Origin of the sequence: Nonomuraea sp. WAC 01424 (assembly GCF_003947315.1) — a bacterium.
Lineage (GTDB): Bacteria > Actinomycetota > Actinomycetes > Streptosporangiales > Streptosporangiaceae > Nonomuraea > Nonomuraea spiralis.
The window spans coordinates 441,721-463,526 of the sequence record NZ_QHHZ01000004.1 but is presented as its reverse complement, the minus strand read 5'-3'; the positions used below and the strand labels follow the sequence as shown (position 1 = coordinate 463,526).

Sequence of the window (21,806 nt, the reverse complement as noted above, 5' to 3'; positions counted from 1 at the left end):
GCCGAGCAGGAGGTTGACTGGTGCCGGACGGCCCGCGGCGCGGCAGGCGCAAGAAGCCACTCGTTCACGACGGCACCCCGGTGACGGCCTTCGCGCTGGGGCTGCGCGAGTTACGTGCCCAGGCGGGCGACCCGCCCTATCGGACGATGGCCGAGAAGACGCACGTCGCGCCGAACGTCCTGTCGCAGGCCGACTCCGGGCACCGCCTGCCCACGACGGAGGCACTGGTGGCCTACGTCCGCGCCTGCGACGGCCAGGTCGAGGAGTGGAAGGCCCGCCTGGCGCGAGCCCAGGCGGCTCAGAACGCACTCGATCGCCCTGAGCCGGCCGTCCCGGACACGCCCGCCGGCCCGATTGATCAGAGCCGGCGAGAGCATGGGCGGACCAATTCCCGGTGGCGCGTCCGGCTGCTGCTGCCGATCGGCGGCCTGCTCGCCGTGTCGGTGGTGGCCGGGCTCCTGGTGTCGGACGTGTGGCCGCGCGGCGTGTGGCCCCGGCCGCCCGCGCCTTTTCCGCCGGCGCCGCCCGCCACCCCCGCGACCGCGTCGTGCCGGCCGGGGTGGGCGTACGTGGAGCAGGCCGAGATCTTCTTCCTGCCCTGCATCGAGCGTAAGCCCGAGGGCCTGGTCATCTCGGCGCTGGCGAAGCCGGTGGGGCGGGGCGTGGTCGAGGGCGGCGTCACCGTGTGGCTCTGGCCGATGAACCTCAAGGAGGACCTGCTCAGGTCCCGCGAATACCACTTGACCAGGAACAGGTTCACGCTGCGCCACTGCCTGCTCGACTTCGACGGCACCGACGAGATCAGGACCTGCGGCCCGTTCCTCGTCCGTCCCGCCGACCAGGGCACGCTGTACGCGACCTCGGGAACGGCGGACGAAGATCACGCGGGTGCCCCGCCGAGCTGGAGCTCCTCGTCGTTCACCGGCACGCAGAGCCCCGCCGTACAGTGGCAGGCCACTCCCTCAGCAGGCGGTTGACAGCGTCAACGGCGATCACGAACTCCGGGCCGCCAGGAGGAACAGCAGGCCGGTCAGATCTTCGCCCTGGGGCGCGCGGGTGCAGGCGCCGCGCGCGATGAGCTGCTCGGTGATCTCCCAGATCAGCTCATGGGAGATGACCACGGTGGCCACTTTCCGGTCACCGGTGGTGATGTACCGGTGCGCCTCCTGGCAGGCACGGCTCAGCAGGAAAGCCGAGACGGGAGCGGCGATCGCGGAGGCGAGCTCGTCGAGGACGTCGCCCACGCCGACGAGCGGCAGAGCGGAGCGGCCGTCGTCGAGCCGCACACGCCAGTGATGTCCTTCCGGATCGGTGACCACGGACACGTGACGATCTCGCAGCGCCTCCGCGATCCGGGGTGTGGCGGCCAGGTCGTACAGGCGGCGCAGGGTGGCGTCCGACCAGACGGCCACCAGGGTGAGATCTTCGGTCAGGCGGTGGAAATTCGTGCCGGAACTGTCGGCGCGTGGTGGGTGGATGGCCCAGAACGCCCCGTTCCACCAGGGGCGTTCGGCGGTCAACGTGGTGTCGGGCACGGCTTCCTCGGCGCGTAATCGCTGCCACAACAGCAGGTCCAGCGCGTAACCGAACACCATCGCGTACAGGCTGTGGCCGATCCCCCGGCGCCGCAGTTCCGTGGCGAGCTCTCGTACCGGCTTTTCGACGGCGTCGACGAGCGGGATCGCCAGGCGTCGCAGGGCCGCCCGCAAAGGGCCCATTTCACCAGGGCCCAGCACCGGGAAGGCGGTTCGAAGCCGCTCGCCGTCACGTTCCACAAGGCGGAACTCCAGGAGCTTGGCCAACTGCTCGTCGGAGATGTCCAGATCACGTCTCGCGGCGCCGTGACGTGCCGCGTACAGGGCCCGTCCGTTGTTTCCGTCTGACACCACTTGATGCGGCGTTCGGATCGCGTTGGGGCAGTAGCAGTGCAGGGCCCAGAGGGCGAGGTCCGCGGGATCGGACATTCCATCCATCCGGTCAGTGTCCGGCATTCCACGATCTTTGTCATCGCAGGCCGTCCGTTTAAAGCAGTCGCTTGACTTACACCGGTCCGCGTTGGTTACCTGGACCTGACAAGGGAGAGTGCCGGTGAGTCATGGCGGATGTCGATGAGCGCCGTACGGGCCGAGCGGGTCAACGCCACCCGTGAGCAGATCCTGGCCGCCGCCGAGCGGCTGTTCGCCGAGCAGGGCGTGTACGCCGTCTCCAACCGCCAGATCAGCCTGGCCGCCGGCCAGGGCAACAACGCCGCCGTCGGCTACCACTTCGGCACCAAGGCCGACCTGGTCCGCGCCATCGTGCGCAAACGCACCGAGGACGTCGAACTCCTGCGCCGCCGCATGCTGGCCGAGGTCGAGGGCTCGACCGAGGTACGCGACTGGGTCGGGTGCCTGGTCCGCTCGCTCACGGAGTACCTGTCCGGGCTCGGCACCCCCACCTGGTACGCCCGCTTCGCCGCCCAGGTGATGACCGACCCCGCCCTGCGCCAGATCATGAGCGAGGAGGCGCTGACCTCGCCCACCCTGCAACGCGTCGTGGACGGCCTGCGGCGCTGCCTCCCCCGGCTGACCCCCGAGGTACGCGCCGAACGTGCCGACATGGCCGGCCGGCTCGTCGTGCACATGTGCGCAGAGCGGGAGCGCGCCCTCGCCGAGGGCCGTCCCACCGTACGGCCGACCTGGCACGACGCCGCGACCGGGCTGATCGACGTGGTCGCGGCGATCTGGACGGCCCCCGCCACCACCGGCGCGGCCGACCGGACCCATCGAACGGAAGGAACACCGTCATGACGGCCATCCCGGACCAGGACACATCCGGCACATTGCCCGAGTTCCCCGGCGTGCGGGCGGCGGCCTGCCCGTTCGACCCGCCGCCGGCCTTGCAAGCGCTCCAGCAGGACACGCCGCTCACCCGGGTACGGCTGCGCGACGGCGGCACCGTGTGGCTGGTCACCGGGTACGCCGAGCAGAAAGCCGTACTGAGCCATCCGCACGTCAGCTCCGACATCACCCGGCCCGGCTACCCGCTGCCGATCCTGACCCCCAGGCGCCCCGACAGCTCGATCAGCTTCATCCTCATGGACGACCCCGAGCACCACCGCCTGCGCCGCATGGTGCAAGGGGCGTTCACCGTCAAACGGGTCGAGCAGATGCGCCCGGCCGTGCAGCGTATCGTCGACGACCTCATCGACGACCTGCTGGCCGGGCCGAAGCCGGTGGACCTGGTGGAGGCGTTCGCGCTGCCGGTGCCGTCGCTGGTGATCTGCGAGCTGCTCGGCGTCCCGTACGCCGACCATGACTTCTTCCAGGACAACAGCAAGATCATCGTCAAGCGGGACGTGTCGGTCGAGGAGAGGGCCGCCGCGGGCGGGCGCCTGAGGCAGTACCTGGACGGGCTGGTCGGCGACAAGCTCGACCATCCAGGGGACGACCTGCTGTCCAAGGTGGCCGCCCGGGTCACGGCGGGCGAGCTGACCAGGCAGGAGGCGGCCCAGATGGGCGTGCTGCTGCTCGTGGCCGGTCACGAGACCACCGCCAACATGATCGCCCTCGGCACCCTCGCCCTGCTCCGCCACCCCGACCAGCTCACGCTGCTGCGCGGGAGCGAGGACCCCTCGCTGATCGCGGGCGCGGTGGAGGAACTGCTGCGCTACCTGAACATCACCCACGGCGGACGCCGCCGGGTCGCGACGGAGGACATCGAGGTCGGCGGCCGGCTCATCCGCGCGGGCGAGGGCATCATCGTGGCCAACGACATCGGCAACCGCGACCCCGAGGTCTTCCCCGCCCCGGACGAACTGGACGTACGCCGCGACGCCCGCCGGCACGTGGCCTTCGGCTTCGGCGTCCACCAGTGCCTCGGCCAGCCCCTGGCCCGGATGGAGTTGCAGGTCGCCTACGGCACCCTCTACAAGCGCATCCCCACCCTCGCCCTGGCCACCGAGTTCGAGAAGATCCCCTTCAAGCACGACGGCCAGGTGTACGGGGTGTACGAACTCCCCGTGACCTGGTGACGACGCCGGAAGCGGCCGAGACGGTCGCCTGAGGTCCGGGGGCGGGCTGTCACCGCAGGGCGCGGGGTGCGGTGCGGTGTCGCCAGGCGTCCAGGACGGTCGTGGTGAGGGCGGGCGTGACGCCCGAGGTCGTGTCGATGTCGAGGTCGTAGGGGCCGAAGGTGTGGATGCGGTCGAGTTCGACATGGCCGCGGCCCTCGCCGATCTGCCGGTCGCCGCGTGCCCGTTCCCGCCGGTCGAGCTCGTCCAGGTCGCAGTGGACGCCGACCAGGAAGACGTCCAGGTGTCCCAGGAGGCGGGCCAGGTCGTCCCGCCAGGCGGGGAACTCGATGATGTGCTCCACGATCAGGTCGTTGCCGGCGTCGGCGAGTGCGGGCAGGCAGCGGTGGAACCCGGCGAAGAACCGGGGCCGCATCTGGGTCCACCACGCGAACGGCCCATCAGGCTCGCGCCGCGGCGGCAGCATCCCCGCCTCGACGAACTGGTCGGAGGAGACGTGCAGGAACGGGGTGTCCAGGGCTTGCTGGAGCGACCGGGCCAGGGACGACTTCCCCGAACTCGACGCGCCGTTGAGGAGGATCACGCGGCCTGGTCCGCGGGGCGAGGGCAGTGGTTCCACCCCTCCATGATCCACCGCGCCTCCCACGGAAGGCGCGGCCGTACGGACGGCGGCGGGACGCGGGTCAGAGGTCGTTGCCGGCCCGCGTCACGGTGAAGCGCAGTTCGGCCACCAGCGAGGGCAGCCGATCCCGGGAGAACCGGGACGTGGGCATCGCCATGGTCAGGGCGCCCACCGCCTGGTCGGACCGGTCGACGACGCACATGCCGATGGCGCAGATGCCGACCTCGGTCGCCTCCAGGTTGAGCGCGTACCCCCGCTCGCGCACCCACCTCAGGGACGTGATCAGCCGGTGGAAGCCGTCGGGCGACATCGTCTCGGGAGCGTCGGAATCGCCGGGACGGGCCGTGCCCGGACGCCGTCCGTCCGCCTGATCGGGTTCGCCCGTGTGGTAGAGCTCGGCCAGTTCCGCGTCGCTGAGGCGGGCCAGCAGCGCCTGGCCTCCCGACGACAGGCGGGCCGGCAGGATCGTGCCCTGCCGGTCCCCCACGCGCAGCACCTGCGGACACTCCACCGTGGCGAGGAACCGGGTCTGCGTGCCCACGCGGACCACGAAGTTCACCGTCTCCCCCACCCGCTCGCACAAGGCGTCCATGTGGGGCAGCAGGACGCGGCGCAGCGAGCGCAGCGGCATCCCGGTGGAGACGTGGGGGGCCGACAGGGAGGGGCCGGGCAGGTAGCCGCGGTTGTCGTCCTGAACGGCGAAGCCCCGGTAGACCAGCATGGCGAGCAGGCGATGGGCGGTGGAACGGGCCACGCCCAGTTCGTCGGCCACCTCGCTCACCCGGATGCTGTCCTGGTCGCGCAACATCTGCAGGATACGCAGCGCGTTGTCGACGGAGTTGAGAGGGTACGGAGGCCGCGGATTCTCCATAGCAGAATACTGTACGCCTATGTGGAACATTGGGCTTAACGTGGCCGCATGTCGAGCACATCTACGCACGTGAACGACGTGCCGGGTGACTCGCTCGTCCGAACAGCCGGCCACACACAGGCCCCTACGAGCCTTCGACCACCGTCGTAGGAGCATCCACGCCATCCCGGACGCCCGAGGGTCGCAAGCACTTCTCGGCGGATCCGCCCACACACCTGAACGCCACCGACCATCGGGGCAATCGATCGGCTCCACGGCCTGGACCGTGCCGCGGAGCCGTGATGGGAGGAGACTCATGGACCTGTTCGCGTCCGCGGTGAGGCTGGCCGGTGCGATCCGTGCCCGGGACCTCAGCCCGACCGAAGTCGCCACCGCGTACCTGGACCGGATCGACAGGCTCGACCCGGAGATCAACGCGATCATCTGGCACGATGACGAGGCGGTTCTGGCCGCCGCCCGCGCGGCCGAACGAGCACTGCTGTCCGGCGCGCCGACGGGACCGTTCCACGGCGTGCCGCTCCCGGTCAAGGACCTGACCTCGGTCGCCGGGCAGCCCAACACGATGGGCTCGCGCGGTGTCTCCAGCGTTCCCCGTACGGTGAACGACCTGGTCGTCGATCGGCTGCTGGAGGCCGGCTTCATCCTCATGGGCCGCTCCAACACCCCCGAGATGGGCACGCTGCCCGCGACGGAGAACGCCCGCTACGGTGCGACCGCCAACCCGTGGGACCTCACCCGTTCGCCCGCGGGTTCCAGCGGCGGCGCGGCGGCCGCCGTGGCCGCGGGCATGGCGCCCGTCGCGCACGGCAACGACGGCGGCGGATCACTGCGCATGCCGGCGTCCGCGTGCGGCCTGGTCGGGCTGAAGCCCAGCCGGGCGCGGATACCTCAGCACCTTCAGTCGTGGTGGGAGTACTGCACGACGGAAGGGGTCATCACCCGTTACGTCGAGGACGCCGCCACCATCCTGGACGCGCTCAGCGTGCCCGACCCGCTCGCCTGGTTCCAGGCGCCCGCCCCCGCCCGTCCGTTCGCGGCGGAGCTGGGCCGGGAGGCGGGCCGGTTGCGTGTCGGCCTGCTCCTCGACGCCCCCACCGGGCTCCCGGTCGACGCCGAATGCGTCAACGCCGCCCTGGTCGCCGCCGACCTGCTCGAAAAACTGGGTCACGACGTCTTTCCCGTCCAGCCCTTCCTGCTCAGCCCGCAAGGCGGGCACGCGTACGTGGAGAAGATCATCCCAACGTCCCTCTACGTGCATCCCTTCGACGAACCCGAGCTCGCCGAGCCGTACAACCGGCACCGGTGGCTGCGGGTGCGCGACATCGACGCCGGCGACTACGCGCAGGCCGTGGCCCTGCTGCAGACCGAGTCACGGCAGGTGGTCGCCCAGTGGCGGCGCGACTTCGACGTCCTGCTCACCCCCACCATGGCCGGGCCGCCACCGCGGCTCGGCGCCGTGCTCGACGACGCCAACCGGCATCCCGAGACCGCGATGCCCAGCGCGCTGGCCATGGTCTCCTTCACCTCGGTGGCCAGTGTCACGGGCCAGCCCGCCATCAGCCTGCCCGTGCACACCTCGGCCGACGGGCTGCCCATCGGCGCGCAGCTGATCGGCGCGCCGTTCGACGAGGCCACGCTGATCCGCCTGGCCCACTCCATGGAAACGGCGACCGACTGGACCGCCGCCCGCCCACCCCGCTACGCGATCTGATCGACTCCCCCAACCCCCCACGCTCAGCCGTCCCCGGACGAGAGCATGGCCAGATCAAGGAACGCTCGTCATGGTCAACGCTCCCCTCAATTCCCGTGCCTCCCTCCTGTCCATCCTCCTGGCCGCCTGCCTCTCCCCGGCCTCCTGCGGCGACGCCTCGCCGGGCGAGGCGGGCGGCGCCTCCGGCACCTCCCCCGCCGTGCTGGACGCGGCGGTGAAGGCCGTCGAGAACGGCTACACCGGCACCTACTCCGAACCGCCATCGTCGGGCCCCGCCCCCGCGAAGGACGAGAACGTCTGGGTGATCACGGCGTGGCAGCAGGTCCGCGCTCTGGCCTACCAGGCCGAACAGCTCACCGAGGCGGCCACCAAGCTGGGCTGGAAGGCCCAGGTGTGCGACGGCCTGAACAACGTCAACGGCGGCATGTCCACCTGTGTCCGCCAGGCCACGGCGGCGGGGGCCACCGGCATCGTGCTGGTCTCGGTGGACTGCGCCCCCGTACGGCAGGCCCTGGTGGAGGCGCGGAAGGCCGGCGTGAAGATCGCCTCGTTCAGCGGGTTCGACTGTGACGACCCCACGCAGGACGGCAGTTCCCCGCAGTTCGACGCCCCGGCCGGCTACAGCGCCGACATGCCGAGACTGGCCGACTTCTACACCCGGCTCGGCGCCATGAGGGCCGATCTCGCCATCGCCAAGACCCAGGGCAAGGCGAAGGTGCTGCACATCGCCTTCCACGGCATCTCCTTCGGCGACTACGTGGCCAAGGGCTTCACGGATCGGATCGCCACTTGCGGCGGGTGCGAGATCGTCAACACGGTGAAGATCGCGCCTGCCGACGTGCCGAACCTCCGGCAGAAGTTCGAGACCGCGCTGGTGCAGGCGCCGCAGGCCAACGTCGTCGCGGTCGACGTCGACCACTTCTTCGTGGCGGGCGTCCAGCCGGCCCTGGTGTCGAGCCCCCGCAAGGACCTGGTCGTCATCGGCAACGAATGCCAGGTCGACAACCTGGACTACATCCGTGGCGGCAAGGGCCAGCAGTACTGCTTCGGCGCCTCGAACGGCTACCGCGCCTACGCCACGATCGACGCCCTGAACCGCGTCTTCAACGGCGAACAGGTCGCCCCCGCCGGCATCGGGATCCAGATCGTGGACAAGGACCGCAACCTTCCCGCCCCCGGCGCCGAGTACGTCGGCCCGATCGACTTCGCCGCCGCGTACGCCAAGACGTGGAACGGCTCGCCGCGATGACCGGCGGCGCCCCCGCGGCGGCCGTCCGGCTGAGCGGGATCACCAAGACCTTCGACGGCGTACCGGTGCTGCGCGACGTGGAGTGCGGCATCGCGCCGGGCTCGGTGCACGCCCTCCTGGGCGGCAACGGCTCCGGCAAGTCGACGCTGCTGAAGATCCTCGCCGGGGTCCACCAGGCCGACCACGGCGGCACGATCACCATCCGCGGTCAGGAACACGCCACGGGTTCGTACGGACCGGCGATCGCCCGCCGGTCCGGGCTCCGCTTCGTGCACCAGGACCTGGGGCTGGTTCCCGACCTGACGGTCAGTGAGAACTTCGCCCTGGAGAGCGGCTATCCGCGGCGGGCCGGACTGGCCATCTCCTGGCGGGAGCTGCGCCGATCGGCCCGGACGATCCTGGAACAGGCGCACGTCGACGTCGATCCGCAGACCCTGGTCCGGGATCTGCGGCCCAGCGACCGCACGCTGGTGGCCATCGCCCGAGCCCTGCGCGACGGCGACGAACACCTGACGCTCGTGCTCGACGAACCCACCGCGAGCCTGTCGCAGCACGAGGCGAAGGTCCTGCTCGAGGCGATCCGCCGGTGTCAGCGGCGGGGCCAGACCATCGTCTACGTCAGTCACCGCCTGCCGGAGGTGCTCGCGATCGCGGACCGGATCTCCGTCCTGCGCGACGGCGTCCTGGTCGCCGATCAGGACGTCGCCGACCTGGACGAGTCCGGCATCGTGACGCTCATGACCGGCCAGGAGTTGCGCAGGCAGACCGCCCGCTCCGGCCCGGGAGCGGACGCCCCGACGGTCCTGAAGGTCGGCGCGCTGGCGGCCGGTCCGCTGCGCGAGGTCTCGCTGTCCGTACGGCGGCACGAGATCGTCGGCATCGCCGGGCTGCTGGGATCCGGCCGCTCGACATTGCTGCGCACCCTCTTCGGCCAGGCCGGCCCCGAAGGCGGCGGGTTCGAGGTCGACGGGGTGCCCGCCCGGTTCCGGTCGCCCAGGGACGCCATCCGGCGCGGTGTCGCCCTGGTGCCCGAGGACCGCGGCGGAGACGCCGCCTTCGCCGATCTGCCGCTGTGGGAGAACGTCTCCGCGACGGTCATCGGCAAGTACTGGTCCGGCTGGCGGATGGCCCGCGCGTCCGAGCGGCGCGACGCCATCGGCCTGATCGAGACCTTCGGGATCCGCTCCGCCACCGCGGACGCCCCCTTCACCCACCTGTCGGGCGGCAACCAGCAGAAGGCCGTACTGGCCCGCTGGCTCCGGCTCGACCCGCGCCTGCTGCTGCTCGACGAGCCCACCCAGGGCGTCGACGCGCCGGCCAGGGACGACATCCACGAGCTCGTCAGGCAGCACGTGGCCAGGGGCAACGCGGCGCTGGTCGTCTCGTCGGACTTCGAGGAGCTTGAGGCCCTGTGCCATCGCGTGATCGTCCTGCGCGACGGGACGCAGGTCGCCGAGCTCGACGGCCCCCGGCTCACGGAGGCCGCCATCGCCGGACTCACCCAGACCGCCCGCAAGGAGTCGACACGTGACTGACGTTTCAACGGACTCGGCGACGCTGCCGAGCGACCTGGCCACGTCGCGCGGGCAGCACCCGCCCGCCGGCCGCGGCCGGTGCGTCGCCGGCTTCGTCGAACGGTACGGCCTGCTCCTGCTGCTCGTCGCCATGATCCTGGTGTTCGCCCTCCTGCCGTCCTCGGGTGAGGCGTTCCGCAGCGCGGCCAACATCAGCTCGGTGCTGGCCAGCCAGGCGGTGGGGCTCACGGTGGCGCTCGCCCTGCTGTTCCCCATGGCGGCCGGCTCCTTCGACTTCTCCGTGGGGGCTGTCACCGCGACGTCGTCCGTCGTGGCGGCAGCGTCGGTGTCCCATTTCGGGCTGCCGCTTCCCGTGGCGATCCTGCTGGCCGTCGTCTCCGGCACGCTCGCGGGCGCGGTGCTCGGGCTGCTGGTGGCCCGCTACGGGATCAACCCCTTCATCGCCACGCTGGGCATGGCGACCCTGCTGGGCGGCGCCGTCTTCGCGTACACCAACGGGTTGCAGATCAGCAAGGACATCCCCGAGTCGCTCACCGACCTCGGATCCCTGTCGGTGTTCGGGGTTCCGCGGATCGTGGTGGCGGCGGCGGTGATCGCCGTGGCGGTCTGGTTCGTGATGCGGCACACGCCGCTCGGCCGCCACCTGTTCGCCGTGGGCTCCAACGCGAGCGCGGCGCGCCTGGTGGGCCTGAACGTCCCGAGGATCACGTTCCTGTCGTTCGCGCTGGCCGGGCTGGTGGCCGGTGTCGCCGGCGTGCTGCTTCTGGCCCGCCAAGGGGCCGCGACCTCCGACAACGGGATGAACATGTTGTTCCCCGCGCTGACGGCGGTCTTCCTGAGCACGATCGTCTTCGAGGTGGGACGGCCCTCCGTCCTGGGAACCGTCGTCGGGGTGCTGTTCGTCGCCGTCAGTGTCAGCGGCCTGACGCTGGTCGGCGCGCCCTCATGGGTGAGCCAGGTCTTCAACGGCGCGGCGCTCCTCATCGCGGTCGGCCTGGCCGGCATCAGCAGGCGCCGGTCCGGGCGCGTAAGACCCTGAGGACGGACGGCGCGGCGGGCCACCTCGATCCGGACCACCGGACGTACGTGGCCCACTACCTACGTAACTGAATCGTGAACACGTAGTTCCCCGGTTATCCCCGCCGGCCCCGCGTCGGAGGCTGGAGATGTGAGGAGTTCATCCGGGCCTCCGGGCCCGCTCACACCATCTGCGGGGGAAACCATGAGCACTTCCGACTGCGAGATCCGGGGCAGCGAGGACCTGCGGCGTCACGCCTCGTCCGCCAACCCTTCGATCCGCCGTACGCGCACTCTGCGGGTCCATACCCGCGTCGTCACGTCCGGTGACTGCGGCTCGCGGACCGAACGCCGCCGGGCCTGGGTCTTCCCGCCCGTCGTCGCCTCGGTGCCGGCGGTGCGGCACAGCGTGGGCGCGCAGGCGCGGCGCTGGGGGTTCGGCGACACCGCGACCGCCGAACTGCTCGTCACCGAAGTGGTCGCCAACGCCGTCGCGCAGACGACCGAGCCGGTGCACGTCCGTATGTCGCAGGACGACGGTGTGCTGCGGCTGGAGGTCGAGGAGCACGGCTCGACGGCCCCGCTGCCCGCGGCCCGGCTGTCCGGCCCCGAGGAGGAGAGCGGACGCGGGCTGTTCCTGCTGGAGGCGCTGTCCGAGAGGTGGGGCGTCAACCGTACGGAGACCGGCAAGGTCGTCTGGTTCGCGGTCGCCCGGGAGACGGCCATCGCGCGGGCGCACGCAGGACGGTGCGGGCCGGCGTAGGCGGCCCGCACCGTACCGTGGCCTCCGTCAGCCGGTCACCTCGTTACTCTGCTGACCGGCCTGGCGGAGGATCTCCTCGGTGTCGTCGAGCGGCGGGTGGATCACTTCCAGGATCGTCCGCTTGAGGTCCTTGGCGTCCTGCCCGGTCAGCGCGACCGCGCGGTCCCAGCCGGTGGTGAACACCGCGCCGGCCGCGCCGAGGTCGAGGCAGGTGACGTACGGGTCGGGCGTGAAGTCCACCAGCGGCAGGCCGAGGAGGTCGGCGGCGGCGTTGTGACCAGCCGCCTTGCCCATGGGGGTGGCGAACTGGCAGCTCTGCACCACGTGGTTCGAGGCGTCCGCCATGGCCGCGGCGACGTCCCCGGCGGCGAACACCCCGCCCGAGACGCGCAGATGCCGGTCGACCCGCAGCCGGCCGAGCCCGTCGCGCTCGGCGGCGATCTGTTCGGTGAGGGAGTGGGCCCGCATCCCGGCGGTCCAGACGACGGCGTCGGCCGGGACGCTCTCGCCGTCCGCCAGGACGACGCCCTGCTCGGTCACCGACCGTACGCTCACCCCGAGACGCACCTCGACGCCCAGCTCGGCCAGTGCCGCCGCGATCACGGGCCGGGGCCCCGGGCCCAGCTCGGGCGCGACGACGTCCGCGCGTTCCAGCAGGATGACGCGCCCGCGGCCGGCCAGCTCGGTGGCGATCTCCAGCCCGGTGAAACCGGACCCGATCACCACGACGGTGAGGCCCGTACGGTCGCCGAGGTGGCCGTTCAGGCGTGCCACCCCGTCGGCGCTGTCGATGTCGAACAGGTGTCGCGCGCCCGGCAGGCCGGCTCGCACGAGCCGGCTGCCGGCCGCCAGCACCAGCCGGTCGTAGCCGATCGTGTCGCCGCCCGCGGTGACCGTCGAGCCGCCGACCTCGAGGCCGGTGACCTCCGCTCTGACGTGGGTCACGCCGATCGGCTCCAGGATGCGCTTCAGGGGGACGCGGGCCCACGCGGGGTCGAGCTTGTGCAGCCGGGGCCGCAGCACCAGGTCCTCGTGGGGCGCGACGAGCGTGATGCGCAGGTCGTCGTCACCCCGGAGGCGCGCCGCGGCGGCCGCGCTCCACACTCCGGCGAAGCCGCCGCCGACGATCAAAACGTCCGACATCATGTTCCCTTCGTCATGGGTCGGTCACCGCAGGAGGCCGCGGTGGATCTTGCCGGACCCGGTTCGTGGCAGCTCGTCCACGAACCGGACCGTTTTGGGGATCTTGTATCTGGCCAGCCTGCCGTCGAGGAAGGCCAGCAGTTCCTGTTCTGCGGCCGGACGATCGGGGTTCAGGCGGACGAACGCCCGCCCCACCTCGCCCCACCGCTCGTCGGGCACGCCGATCACGGCGCACTCCGCCACCGCGGGATGGAGCAGCAACGCGGTTTCGACCTCGGCGGGATAGACGTTCTCGCCGCCGGAGATGTACATCTCCTTGAGGCGGCCGACGATGGAGTAGTAGCCGTCCTCGTCGACCCGGGCCACGTCGCCGGTCCGGATCCAGCCGTCGTCCGTGACGGCGGCGGCGGTCGCGTCGGGTCTGCCCCAGTAGCCCGCCATCACCGTCGGGCTGCTGATGAGCAGCTCGCCCTCCGGGCCGCCGCCGTCCAGGCCTGGTCCGGCCAGCCGGACGTCGGAGAAGAAGTGCGGCACGCCCGCCGCGCCGACCTTCACCGTGCTCATGTCGGCCGTGACGATCAACGCTCCCGGGCCGGCCTCGGTGAGGCCGTACCCCTGGAGGAACCGCAGCCCCCGCTCCTGGTACGCGGCGATCAGCGAGGTGGGCACGGAGGCGCCCCCCGCCAGCAGGGAGCGGATCGAGGACAGGTCGGCCGAACTCCAGCGGGACGCGCGGGCCAGGTCCGCGAACATGGTCGGTACGCCGAACATCCAGGTGACTCGATGCCGCTCGACCAGGTCGAAGCAGGTCTCGACGTCCCAGCCGGTCATCAGCACCGCGCGGCCGCCCTTGAGCAGGGTCGGCAGGAGCGTCATGTTGAGCGCGGCGACGTGGAACAGCGGGGCGCTGACCAGGGTGACCTCGTCGCCGGTGATGTCGATCTCGATGAGGACGTTGAGGCAGTTCCAGATGACGTTGCCGTGGGTGAGGACCGCGCCCTTGGGCCGTCCCGTCGTCCCGGACGTGTAGAGGATCATCGCGGGGTCGGCGTGCCCGACCAGTTCGTCGATGAGCTCGGCGGAGGCGGCCCGCAGCCGGGTCTCGTAGTCGGCGGCGGCCGGGTCTCCGCCGATGGTCACGGTCACGGGGGCGGCGGCCACCCGCAACTGCCGCACCACCTCGTCGTGCCGGACGTCGTACAGCAGCACGGACGCGCCACAGTCGTCGAGCTGAAAGCTGAGCTCCGCCGCCGTGAGCCGGGTGTTGAGCGGTACGAACACCGCCCCAAGCAGGTGGACGGCGAACATGGTCTCCACGAACGAGGGCGCGTTGGGACCGAGGTAGGCGACCCGGTCGCCGGGTCCCGTCCCCATCGAGCGCAGGGTGTGGGCGAGGCGGGTGGAGCGTTCCGCGAGGCGCGCGTAGGTCAGTTCGTCGTTCCCCGCCACGAGGGCGGTCCGATGAGGGGTGGAACGAGCACGGCGGAGGGCCCAGGAGCCCAGACCCTGGTTACGCATCGGAGGGCGCGCCCGCGTCCACGGGGTCCTGGCCGAGGTGGGCGACGGCCAGATGCCTGAGGATGACGAGCAACTGGTCCTGTTCGTCCTGCGGCAGCACCTTCAGGAAGTCCTGGCGGGCGGCGGCGACGTCGACCTGGGCCCGTTCGCGCACGGCGTGTCCTTCGGGGGTGGCCACCACCTCGCGCGCCCGGCGGTCCACCGGGTGGGGCCGCCGCTCGATCAGACCTCGGGCCTCCAGCGTGTCGATGAGCGAGACCACCGGGCTGGGGTCCATCCCGAGGAACTCCGCGATGTCGCGCTGGGTCAGCCCGTCGCGGTCGCACACCAGCGACAGGACGGAGTAGTGGCGGACCCGCAGTTCGAAGGGGGCGAGCCTGGCGTTGGTCAGCCGCACGATCGCGCCGCTGGCATGGGCCAGCAGGAAGCCTGTGTCGTCGAGCAGCCCCACGTCTTGTGCACTCACGGCAACCCTCTCGTAGAGGTTGTCAATGAAGGAACTTTTCAGTTATTGACTTTATCATCTATTTTTGCGTACGGTCCAGCCCAAGGTTCGACAGAGGCGAGAGCGACGGGAGCAGAGGCCGATGGCTGATCTGACAGGGAAAGTAGCGGTGGTCACCGGGGCCGGACGCGGGCTGGGACTGGCCTACGCCCAGGACCTGGCGACCGCCGGGGCAAGCGTGGTCGTCAACGACATCGACCCGTCGGCCGCCGACGCCGCCGTCGAGTCGATCACCGCGGCCGGCGGCACCGCCGTCGCGCAGGCCGCCGCGATCGGCACCGCCGAAGCCGCGCAGAGCCTCGTCGACCGGGCGGTCTCCGCGTTCGGCCGGCTCGACGTCATGGTCGCCAACGCCGGCGTCCTGCGTGACACGGTGTTGTGGAAGATGAGCGACGAGGACTTCGACACCGTCGTCCACGTCCACCTGCGCGGCACGTTCACCTGTGCCCGCGCGGCGGCCGTGCACATGCGCGCGCAGGCCGAGGGAGGACGCATCATCTGCGTGGGATCGCCCACCGGCCAGCGCGGCACGTTCGGCCAGACGAACTACGCCGCGGCCAAGGCGGGGATCGTCGGCATGGTCCGCACCTGGGCCATGGAGCTGGCCCGGGCCGCCATCACCGTCAACGCGGTCATCCCGGTGGCCGCCACCGAGATGACCAGGACGGTGCCGTTCCTGCGCGAGCACGTCGAGGCGCTGGACAGGGGCGAGAAGCTGTCCTCCTTCGCCCGGCGCGCCGTCGCACTCGGATCGACCGCGGACGCCGCCGGCGTGGTGACGTTCCTCGCCTCGGACGCCGCCGCGGACGTCACCGGGCAGGCCATCGGCGTCGGCGGCGACAAGGTCAGCCTCTGGTCACACCCGCAGCAGATCGTCAGCGCCTTCACCGACGACGGCTGGAGCGCCGACGCGCTGGCCGAGACCTGGCCGGCCACGTTCGGCCCGCATGCCCAGACGGTCGGCGAGCCCGTCCCCCAGCCCTTGGAGCAGCGCGCATGACCCAGCCGATCAGCCTCTCCTCGCTCACGGCCATCGACGTGCACGTCCACGTCGAGGTGGACGACGAAGGCCACACCTCGCTCGGCGGTGACCTGATGGAGGCCTCCGCCGCCTACTTCAAGTCGGAGCACCGCACCCCGACCGTGGACGAGGTCGCCGGCGTCTACCGTGAGCGCGCCATGGCCGCGGTCGTCTTCGCCGTCGACCACGAACGCGCCACCGGCCATCCCCCCATCAGCAACGAGTTCGTCGCCCGCGCGGTGGCCCGCCACCCCGACGTCCTCATCCCCTTCGCCAGCATCGACCCCCTGCGCGGCGAGGCCGGCGTCGGCGCCGCCGCCCGGCTGCTGGCCGAGCACGGGGTGCGCGGGTTCAAGTTCCACCCGAGCCTGCAGAACTTCGACCCGACCGACCGCGCGGCCTTCCCCCTGTACGAGGCGATCTCCGCGCTCGGCGTACCGGCCGTCTTCCACACCGGCCAGACGGGCATCGGAGCCGGGCTTCCCGGCGGCGGCGGCATCCGGCTGGGCCTGTCGAACCCCATGCTCCTGGACGAGGTCGCCGCGACCTTCCCCGACCTGCAGATCGTGCTGGCCCACCCGTCCTTCCCCTGGCAGGACGAGGCTCTGGCCATCGCCACGCACAAGGCGAACGTCTGGATCGACCTGTCGGGCTGGTCGCCCAAGTACTTCCCGCCGAACCTGGTCCGCTACGCCAACACGCTGCTGAAGGACAAGGTGCTGTTCGGCTCCGACTTCCCCCTCATCACGCCGGACCGGTGGATCGCCGACTTCGACCGGCTCGACATCAAGCCCGAGGTCCGTCCCAAGATCCTCAAGGAGAACGCGGGCCGCCTGCTCGGCCTGCCGCAATGATCGGAGATCCGTCATGACCACGACCGTCACCGTCGCCGAACTGCCCGGCCTGGTCGGCCGGGACCTCGGCCACAGCCCGTACCTCGCCGTCGACCAGAACCGGATCGACCTCTTCGCCGAGGCGACCGGCGACCACCAGTGGATCCACGTGGATCCCGTCGCGGCCGCCGCCGGGCCGTTCGGCGGCACGATCGCCCATGGCTACCTGACCCTCGCGCTGATCATCCCTCTGTGGGGCGACCTGCTCGACGTCCAGGACGCCACCACCAAGGTCAACTACGGGCTCGACAAGGTGCGTTTCCCCGCTCCCGTGCCCTCCGGGGCCAGGATCAGGCTGCACGCGGTGGTCGCCGACGTCACGCAGATCAGCGGCGGCGTCCAGCTCGTGCTCAACGTGACCCTGTCGGCCGAGGGTGGCGACAAGCCCGTCTGCGTCGCCCAGCCGGTCTTCCGCTACTACCACTGACGTACGCCCCCGTGACGGAGGAGAGGCCGGGCCGATGAGCCACTACCGAAGCAACGTCCGCGACATCGAGTTCAACCTGTTCGAGATGCTCGGCATCGACCGGTTCCTCGGCTCCGGCGTCTTCTCCGAGCTGGACCGCGACGCCTGCCGGGACATCCTCGCGGAGGTGACCCGGCTGGCCGAAGGGCCGCTGGCCGCCTCGTACGCCGACGCCGACCGCAATCCGCCCGCCTTCTTCCCCGGCACGGGGGACGTCGTCGTGCCCGAGTCGCTCAAGAAGTCCTACGCCGCCCTGCGCGCCGCGGAGTGGTGGCGGCTGGAGGCCCCGCCGGAGCTGGGCGGCGTACCCGCACCGCGCACGCTCGTCTGGGCGGTGGCCGAGCTGCTCCTCGGCTCCAACCCCGTGGCCCACCTGTACGGCACCGGGGTGCCGTTCGCCGCGGTCGTCCACCGGGAGGGCACCGCGGAGCAGCGCAGGATCGCCGCGCACATCGTCGAGCGAGGCTGGGGCGCCACCATGGCGCTCACCGAGCCCGACGCCGGTTCGGACGTCGGCGCCGGCAGCGCCAGAGCCGTCCGGCAGGAGGACGGGACCTGGCACCTCGAAGGGGTCAAACGCTTCATCACCTCCGGCGAGCACGACCTCGCGGAGAACATCGTGCACCTGGTGCTGGCCCGTCCGGAGGGGGCCGAGGCGGCGGGCACGAAGGGGTTGTCGCTGTTCATCGTGCCGAAGTTCCTGTTCGACCAGGAGAGCGGCGAGCCGTCCGCCCGCAACGGCGTACGGGCGACCAACCTCGAACGCAAGATGGGCATCAAGGCCTCCACCACGTGCGAGCTCCGCTTCGGCGAGCGGGAGCCCGCCGTCGGATTCCTGCTCGGCGACGTGCACAACGGCATCGCGCAGATGTTCCACGTGATCGAGCACACCCGCATGATGGTCGGCCTCAAGGCCGTCGCGGCTCTGTCGACGGGCTACCTGCACGCCCTCGACCACGCGCGCACCCGGATCCAGTCGGCCGACCTCACCCGGCTGGGCGACCGGAACGCGCCCAAGGTGACCATCGTCAACCATCCCGACGTACGCCGCAGCCTGATGCTCACCAAGGCGTACGCCGAAGGGCTGCGGGCGCTGGTCCTCTACACCGCCGACTGGCAGGACCGGGTGGCGGCCGGCGAGCGCACGGGCACCGACGTCAGCGAGGCCCGCGCCGTGAACGCGTTCCTGCTGCCGATCGTCAAGGGCGTCGGCTCGGAGCGCTCGTACGAGCAGCTCGCGCACGCCCTCCAGGTGCTCGGCGGCTCCGGCTACCTCCAGGACTACCCGCTGGAGCAGTACGTACGGGACACCAAGGTCGACACCCTGTACGAGGGCACCACCGCGATCCAGGGCCAGGACCTGTTCTTCCGCAAGATCGTCAGAGATCGCCGGGCCGCGGTCGACGTCGTCCTGGCCGAGATCGACGAGTTCCTGCGCGCCGTCGGCGGGGACGACCGCCTGCGGAGCGAGCGCGAGGCCCTGGCCAGGGCCCGGGACGCCGTCGCCGGCATGGTCGAGGCGATGCTCGGCCACACCGGACGTGCCGAGCGGGACCCGCGCGAACACTACAAGGCCGGCCAGCACACCACCCGTCTGCTCATGTGCGCGGGCGACCTGATGGTCGGCTACCTGCTCCTGCGTCAGGCCGCGACGGCCCGTCGCCGGCTGGACCAGGGGGACCTCTCCCCCGACGCGCACGCCTTCTACGTGGGCAAGACGGCCGTCGCGCGCTTCTTCGCGCTCACCGTGCTGCCCCTGCTCGACGGTCACCGCGCGGTCGTCGAGACGGCGGACAACCATCTCATGGAGGTTCCCGAGGCGGCGTTCTGAGCACGGGACCGGCGCCTACTCCTGCGGCGGGGGCGCCACGTGGTCGAAGTACCAGGCGGCGATCTGGGTGCGCGAGGTGAATCCGAGCTTGGTCAGGATGTGTTCCACGTGCCCCTCGGCCGTACGGGGCGAGATGACCAGCCGGGCGGCGATCTCCTTGTTGCGCACCCCTCTGGCGATGAGGCCGGCCACCTCCAGCTCGCGCGGGGTCAGCTCCGCGGGCTCGGCACGTGGCCGTACGGTGGCATCGGCGTCGTTCTCCGGTTCCTCCAGGGCGTACGTGACGGCCTCGTCGAAGTCGAGGCCGGCGCCGCGCTCGAAGGCTTCCTCGAACCCCGTGTCGCCCAGTCCGGCACGCAGTGCCGCCTCCGCCTCGTCGTGCGCGACCGCGTAGGCGTGGAAGCCGGGCAGTGACAGGCCCAGCGCCCGCCGGATCGAGGTGGCCGCGCCGAGCAGCCGCGCCGCCCGGTCGTCCCGTCCTTGCGCGGCCGTCGCCCAGGCCAGGGACTCGATGTTCCAGGCCGCACCGTAGCGGTAGCCGGTCGTACGGCCGATGCGGATGCTGGCGCGGATCAACTCCAGCGCCCGCTCCGTCTCCCCCGCCAGCCAGCGTTCCATGCCCTCGACCCACACGCCCATGGAGATCTCGCCCTGCGCCCCGGCGTCCTCGGCGGTCTTCCGGCAGCGGGCCGCGAAGGCGGCGGCCCGCGGGTCCCCGCCGAAGGCGGCCGCCAGCGCCAGGTAGAAGATCGGCAGGAAGGGCCCCTGCGGCACGTCGTCCCCGGCGGCGGCCGTCCCGTACCGGTCGACGGTCTCCTCCAGCTGGCGGACGGCGCCGCGATAGTCGCCGAGCAACAGGGCCAGCCGGCCGGACAGGAACGTCACCATCGCCCGCTCGCCGCGGTCCCGCTGCTCCCCGGCCAGCGCGCGGCACTCGTCGATCAGCGGCACCGCCGCCTCGACCTCCCCCTGCATCAGGGCGAACAGCGCCTGCGTCGCCAGCGCCCCGAAGCGGGCCGGATCAGCGTCCCGCATCCGCCGGACGGCACGGTCGAGCCAGTGGCGGGCCTCGCTGAAGCCGCCGAAGTGCACCCAGTAGCCGTACAGCCTGGTGACGATCCGCAGGCCCGTCCCGGCCTGGTCGGGGTCGGAGAGCGCGTACTCCAGCGCCGCCCGGAAGTTGGGCATCTCGCGGACCACGCTGCTGTAGGAGTCCGCCTGCAGGGCGGTGAACCAGCTCGCCTGCGCCCGCTCGGCCAGCCGCCGGAAGTGGTCGAGGTGGCGCCGCCGCACGTCCGCCTGCGAACCGCTGCCGGCCAGCCGTTCGGCGCCGTACTGGCGCAGCAGCTCCAGCATGCCGTACCGGGCCTGCGGGCCGGTGTTGTCGTGCGTCAGGACGGACTTGTCGATGAGCGCGGCGAGCAGCGGCAGCAGGTCCTCACGCGCCAGGCCGTCGCCCGCGCACACCTCCTCGGCGGCGTCCAGGTCGAAGCCGCCGGAGAAGACCGTGAGGCGCTGCCAGAGCAGCCGCTCCCGCGGCGAGCACAACTCGAAGCTCCAGGCGACCGCGGCCCGCAACGTCTGGTGCCGGGGCACGGAGGTCCGATAACCCCGCGTGAGTACGCCGAGGTGGTCGCCGAGCCGGTCGGCGATCTGGTCGAGGGACAGGACCCGCGACTGCACCGCCGCCAGCTCGATGGCCAGGGGAATGCCGTCGACCAGCCGGCAGATCCTGGCCACGCCGCGATGGTCGGGAGCCCTGCCGAACGACGGGTCGATGGCCTTGGCACGTTCCATGAACAGGGTCACCGCCTCGTAGCGGCCCGCGTTCTCGGCCGTCAGGCACTGGTCGTCCGGCGGCAGCGACAACGGGGGCACGACGTACCGGACCTCGGCCGGGACACCCAGCGCCTCGCGGCTGGTCGCCAGGATGCGCACCTCCGGGACGGCCCTGATCAGCTCGTCGGCGAAGGCGGCACACGCGTCGACGAGATGTTCGCAGTTGTCCAGGACCAGCAGGGTCCGCCGGTCCCGCAAATGGTCGGCCAGCGTCTCCATGGAGAAGCGCGACCCCTTGTCACGTACGCCCAGCACCTCGGCCACGGCCCGTCCCAGCAGGTTCGCGTCCTGGAGGGAGGCCAGTTGCACGAGCCACACACCGTCGGAGAAGGCGCGCCGCGTCCTGGCCGCCACGTGGACGGCGAGGCGCGTCTTGCCCACGCCGCCGGGGCCGGTGAGCGTCAGCAGGCGGGTGGAGGCCAGCAACCGCCTGAGATCCGCCACCTCACGCCGGCGCCCCACGATCTCCTCGCTGTCGGCGGGAAGATTGCCGGCCGGCCGCCTCGACGCCGTCCTCGGAGCCACATCTCATGCTATCAACGCAGCTCAGAGCACCCATGGACGCGGCCCGGCAGGACGCGAGAGCCCGCCGCCACGGAACGGACGTGATCTCCCCCTTACGGCTGGGCCGACGGTCCGGGCGCCTACGCGGCCTGGTACTTCCACAACGACGGCTACACCACCCTGGCCGGGCCGCTCAGGTCCACCGTGACCTGAGCCCGCCACCGCGCGGGGACCCGGTGAGCGGTCACCAGGTCCCCGCGCCATGGGGGGACACCCGCGCGCCGGCCCCTGATGTCACACTCCGGG

Annotated in this window: 19 protein-coding genes; 12 read left to right on the top strand and 7 right to left on the bottom strand. The window is 71.5% G+C overall.

All coding sequences use genetic code 11. The features are described 5' to 3' along the window. Nucleotides 1–20 precede the first annotated feature (20 nt). Entirely contained in the window at nt 21–977 is a 957-nt protein-coding gene (locus DMB42_RS14280) for a helix-turn-helix transcriptional regulator (RefSeq protein ID WP_125634590.1), read from the top strand. Between the two features lie 15 nt (nt 978–992). Here DMB42_RS14280 and DMB42_RS14275 read toward each other — a convergent pair whose 3' ends face one another. Further along, complete coding sequence (locus tag DMB42_RS14275; protein WP_125634588.1) at nt 993–1,886, bottom strand: hypothetical protein; 894 nt, start codon at nt 1,884–1,886, stop codon at nt 993–995. 222 nt (nt 1,887–2,108) lie between these two features. On the opposite strand from DMB42_RS14275, the gene DMB42_RS14270 reads away from it, so the two are divergent. Continuing rightward, on the top strand, nt 2,109–2,789 hold the full coding sequence (locus DMB42_RS14270) for a TetR/AcrR family transcriptional regulator (protein WP_125634586.1): 681 nt from the start codon (nt 2,109–2,111) through the stop codon (nt 2,787–2,789). Then, nucleotides 2,786–4,012, top strand: coding sequence for a cytochrome P450 (locus DMB42_RS14265; RefSeq protein WP_125634585.1), 1,227 nt, complete (start codon nt 2,786–2,788; stop codon nt 4,010–4,012). Before DMB42_RS14270 ends, DMB42_RS14265 begins: the two co-directional genes overlap by 4 nt. 49 nt (nt 4,013–4,061) lie before the next feature. Here DMB42_RS14265 and DMB42_RS14260 read toward each other — a convergent pair whose 3' ends face one another. Next, on the bottom strand, nt 4,062–4,595 hold the full coding sequence (locus tag DMB42_RS14260; RefSeq protein WP_221762138.1) for a chloramphenicol phosphotransferase CPT family protein: 534 nt from the start codon (nt 4,593–4,595) through the stop codon (nt 4,062–4,064). A 100-nt stretch (nt 4,596–4,695) separates the two neighbouring features. After that, nucleotides 4,696–5,505 carry an IclR family transcriptional regulator gene (locus tag DMB42_RS14255; RefSeq protein WP_185844650.1) on the bottom strand — a complete coding sequence of 270 codons (810 nt, stop codon included), beginning with the start codon at nt 5,503–5,505 and terminating at the stop codon, nt 4,696–4,698. A gap of 295 nt (nt 5,506–5,800) precedes the next feature. On the opposite strand from DMB42_RS14255, the gene DMB42_RS14250 reads away from it, so the two are divergent. From DMB42_RS14250 to DMB42_RS14230, 5 genes are all read left to right on the top strand, one after another. After that, on the top strand, nt 5,801–7,216 hold the full coding sequence (locus tag DMB42_RS14250) for an amidase (RefSeq protein ID WP_125634581.1): 1,416 nt from the start codon (nt 5,801–5,803) through the stop codon (nt 7,214–7,216). Between the two features lie 70 nt (nt 7,217–7,286). Further along, nucleotides 7,287–8,465 (top strand): substrate-binding domain-containing protein, encoded by a 1,179-nt coding sequence (locus DMB42_RS14245; protein WP_125634579.1) that lies wholly within the window; start codon nt 7,287–7,289, stop codon nt 8,463–8,465. Further along, the gene (locus tag DMB42_RS14240; RefSeq protein WP_125634577.1) at nt 8,444–10,000 is read left to right on the top strand and encodes a sugar ABC transporter ATP-binding protein; all 1,557 of its coding nucleotides are present in this window, start codon (nt 8,444–8,446) and stop codon (nt 9,998–10,000) included. The genes DMB42_RS14245 and DMB42_RS14240 overlap by 22 nt, the downstream gene beginning before the upstream one ends. Further along, nucleotides 9,993–11,039: an ABC transporter permease gene (locus DMB42_RS14235; RefSeq protein ID WP_125634575.1), complete on the top strand. Its 1,047-nt coding sequence runs from the start codon at nt 9,993–9,995 to the stop codon at nt 11,037–11,039. The genes DMB42_RS14240 and DMB42_RS14235 overlap by 8 nt, the downstream gene beginning before the upstream one ends. A gap of 183 nt (nt 11,040–11,222) precedes the next feature. Then, complete coding sequence (locus tag DMB42_RS14230; protein ID WP_125634573.1) at nt 11,223–11,780, top strand: ATP-binding protein; 558 nt, start codon at nt 11,223–11,225, stop codon at nt 11,778–11,780. 27 nt (nt 11,781–11,807) lie between these two features. On the opposite strand, the gene DMB42_RS14225 is transcribed toward DMB42_RS14230, so the two are convergent. The 3 genes from DMB42_RS14225 to DMB42_RS14215 are packed head-to-tail and all read right to left on the bottom strand — an operon-like array spanning nt 11,808 to nt 14,907. Then, the gene (locus DMB42_RS14225; RefSeq protein ID WP_221762137.1) at nt 11,808–12,926 is read right to left on the bottom strand and encodes an NAD(P)/FAD-dependent oxidoreductase; all 1,119 of its coding nucleotides are present in this window, start codon (nt 12,924–12,926) and stop codon (nt 11,808–11,810) included. Nucleotides 12,927–12,947: 21 nt separating this feature from the next. Next, complete coding sequence (locus DMB42_RS14220) at nt 12,948–14,441, bottom strand: long-chain fatty acid--CoA ligase (protein WP_125634571.1); 1,494 nt, start codon at nt 14,439–14,441, stop codon at nt 12,948–12,950. Beyond that, a complete protein-coding gene (locus DMB42_RS14215; protein WP_185844649.1) occupies nt 14,434–14,907 on the bottom strand; it encodes a MarR family winged helix-turn-helix transcriptional regulator in 474 nt (157 codons plus the stop codon). The genes DMB42_RS14220 and DMB42_RS14215 overlap by 8 nt, the downstream gene beginning before the upstream one ends. A gap of 121 nt (nt 14,908–15,028) precedes the next feature. On the opposite strand from DMB42_RS14215, the gene DMB42_RS14210 reads away from it, so the two are divergent. The 4 genes from DMB42_RS14210 to DMB42_RS14195 are packed head-to-tail and all read left to right on the top strand — an operon-like array spanning nt 15,029 to nt 19,157. Next, complete coding sequence (locus DMB42_RS14210; RefSeq protein ID WP_125634566.1) at nt 15,029–15,946, top strand: SDR family NAD(P)-dependent oxidoreductase; 918 nt, start codon at nt 15,029–15,031, stop codon at nt 15,944–15,946. Beyond that, nucleotides 15,943–16,821 carry an amidohydrolase family protein gene (locus DMB42_RS14205; RefSeq protein ID WP_185844648.1) on the top strand — a complete coding sequence of 293 codons (879 nt, stop codon included), beginning with the start codon at nt 15,943–15,945 and terminating at the stop codon, nt 16,819–16,821. The genes DMB42_RS14210 and DMB42_RS14205 overlap by 4 nt, the downstream gene beginning before the upstream one ends. A 13-nt stretch (nt 16,822–16,834) precedes the next feature. Continuing rightward, on the top strand, nt 16,835–17,287 hold the full coding sequence (locus DMB42_RS14200) for a MaoC family dehydratase (protein ID WP_125634564.1): 453 nt from the start codon (nt 16,835–16,837) through the stop codon (nt 17,285–17,287). Between the two features lie 34 nt (nt 17,288–17,321). Next, the gene (locus tag DMB42_RS14195) at nt 17,322–19,157 is read left to right on the top strand and encodes an acyl-CoA dehydrogenase (RefSeq protein WP_125634562.1); all 1,836 of its coding nucleotides are present in this window, start codon (nt 17,322–17,324) and stop codon (nt 19,155–19,157) included. A 15-nt stretch (nt 19,158–19,172) separates the two neighbouring features. On the opposite strand, the gene DMB42_RS14190 is transcribed toward DMB42_RS14195, so the two are convergent. Continuing rightward, nucleotides 19,173–21,458 (bottom strand): LuxR C-terminal-related transcriptional regulator, encoded by a 2,286-nt coding sequence (locus tag DMB42_RS14190; protein WP_185844647.1) that lies wholly within the window; start codon nt 21,456–21,458, stop codon nt 19,173–19,175. Nucleotides 21,459–21,806 lie beyond the last annotated feature (348 nt).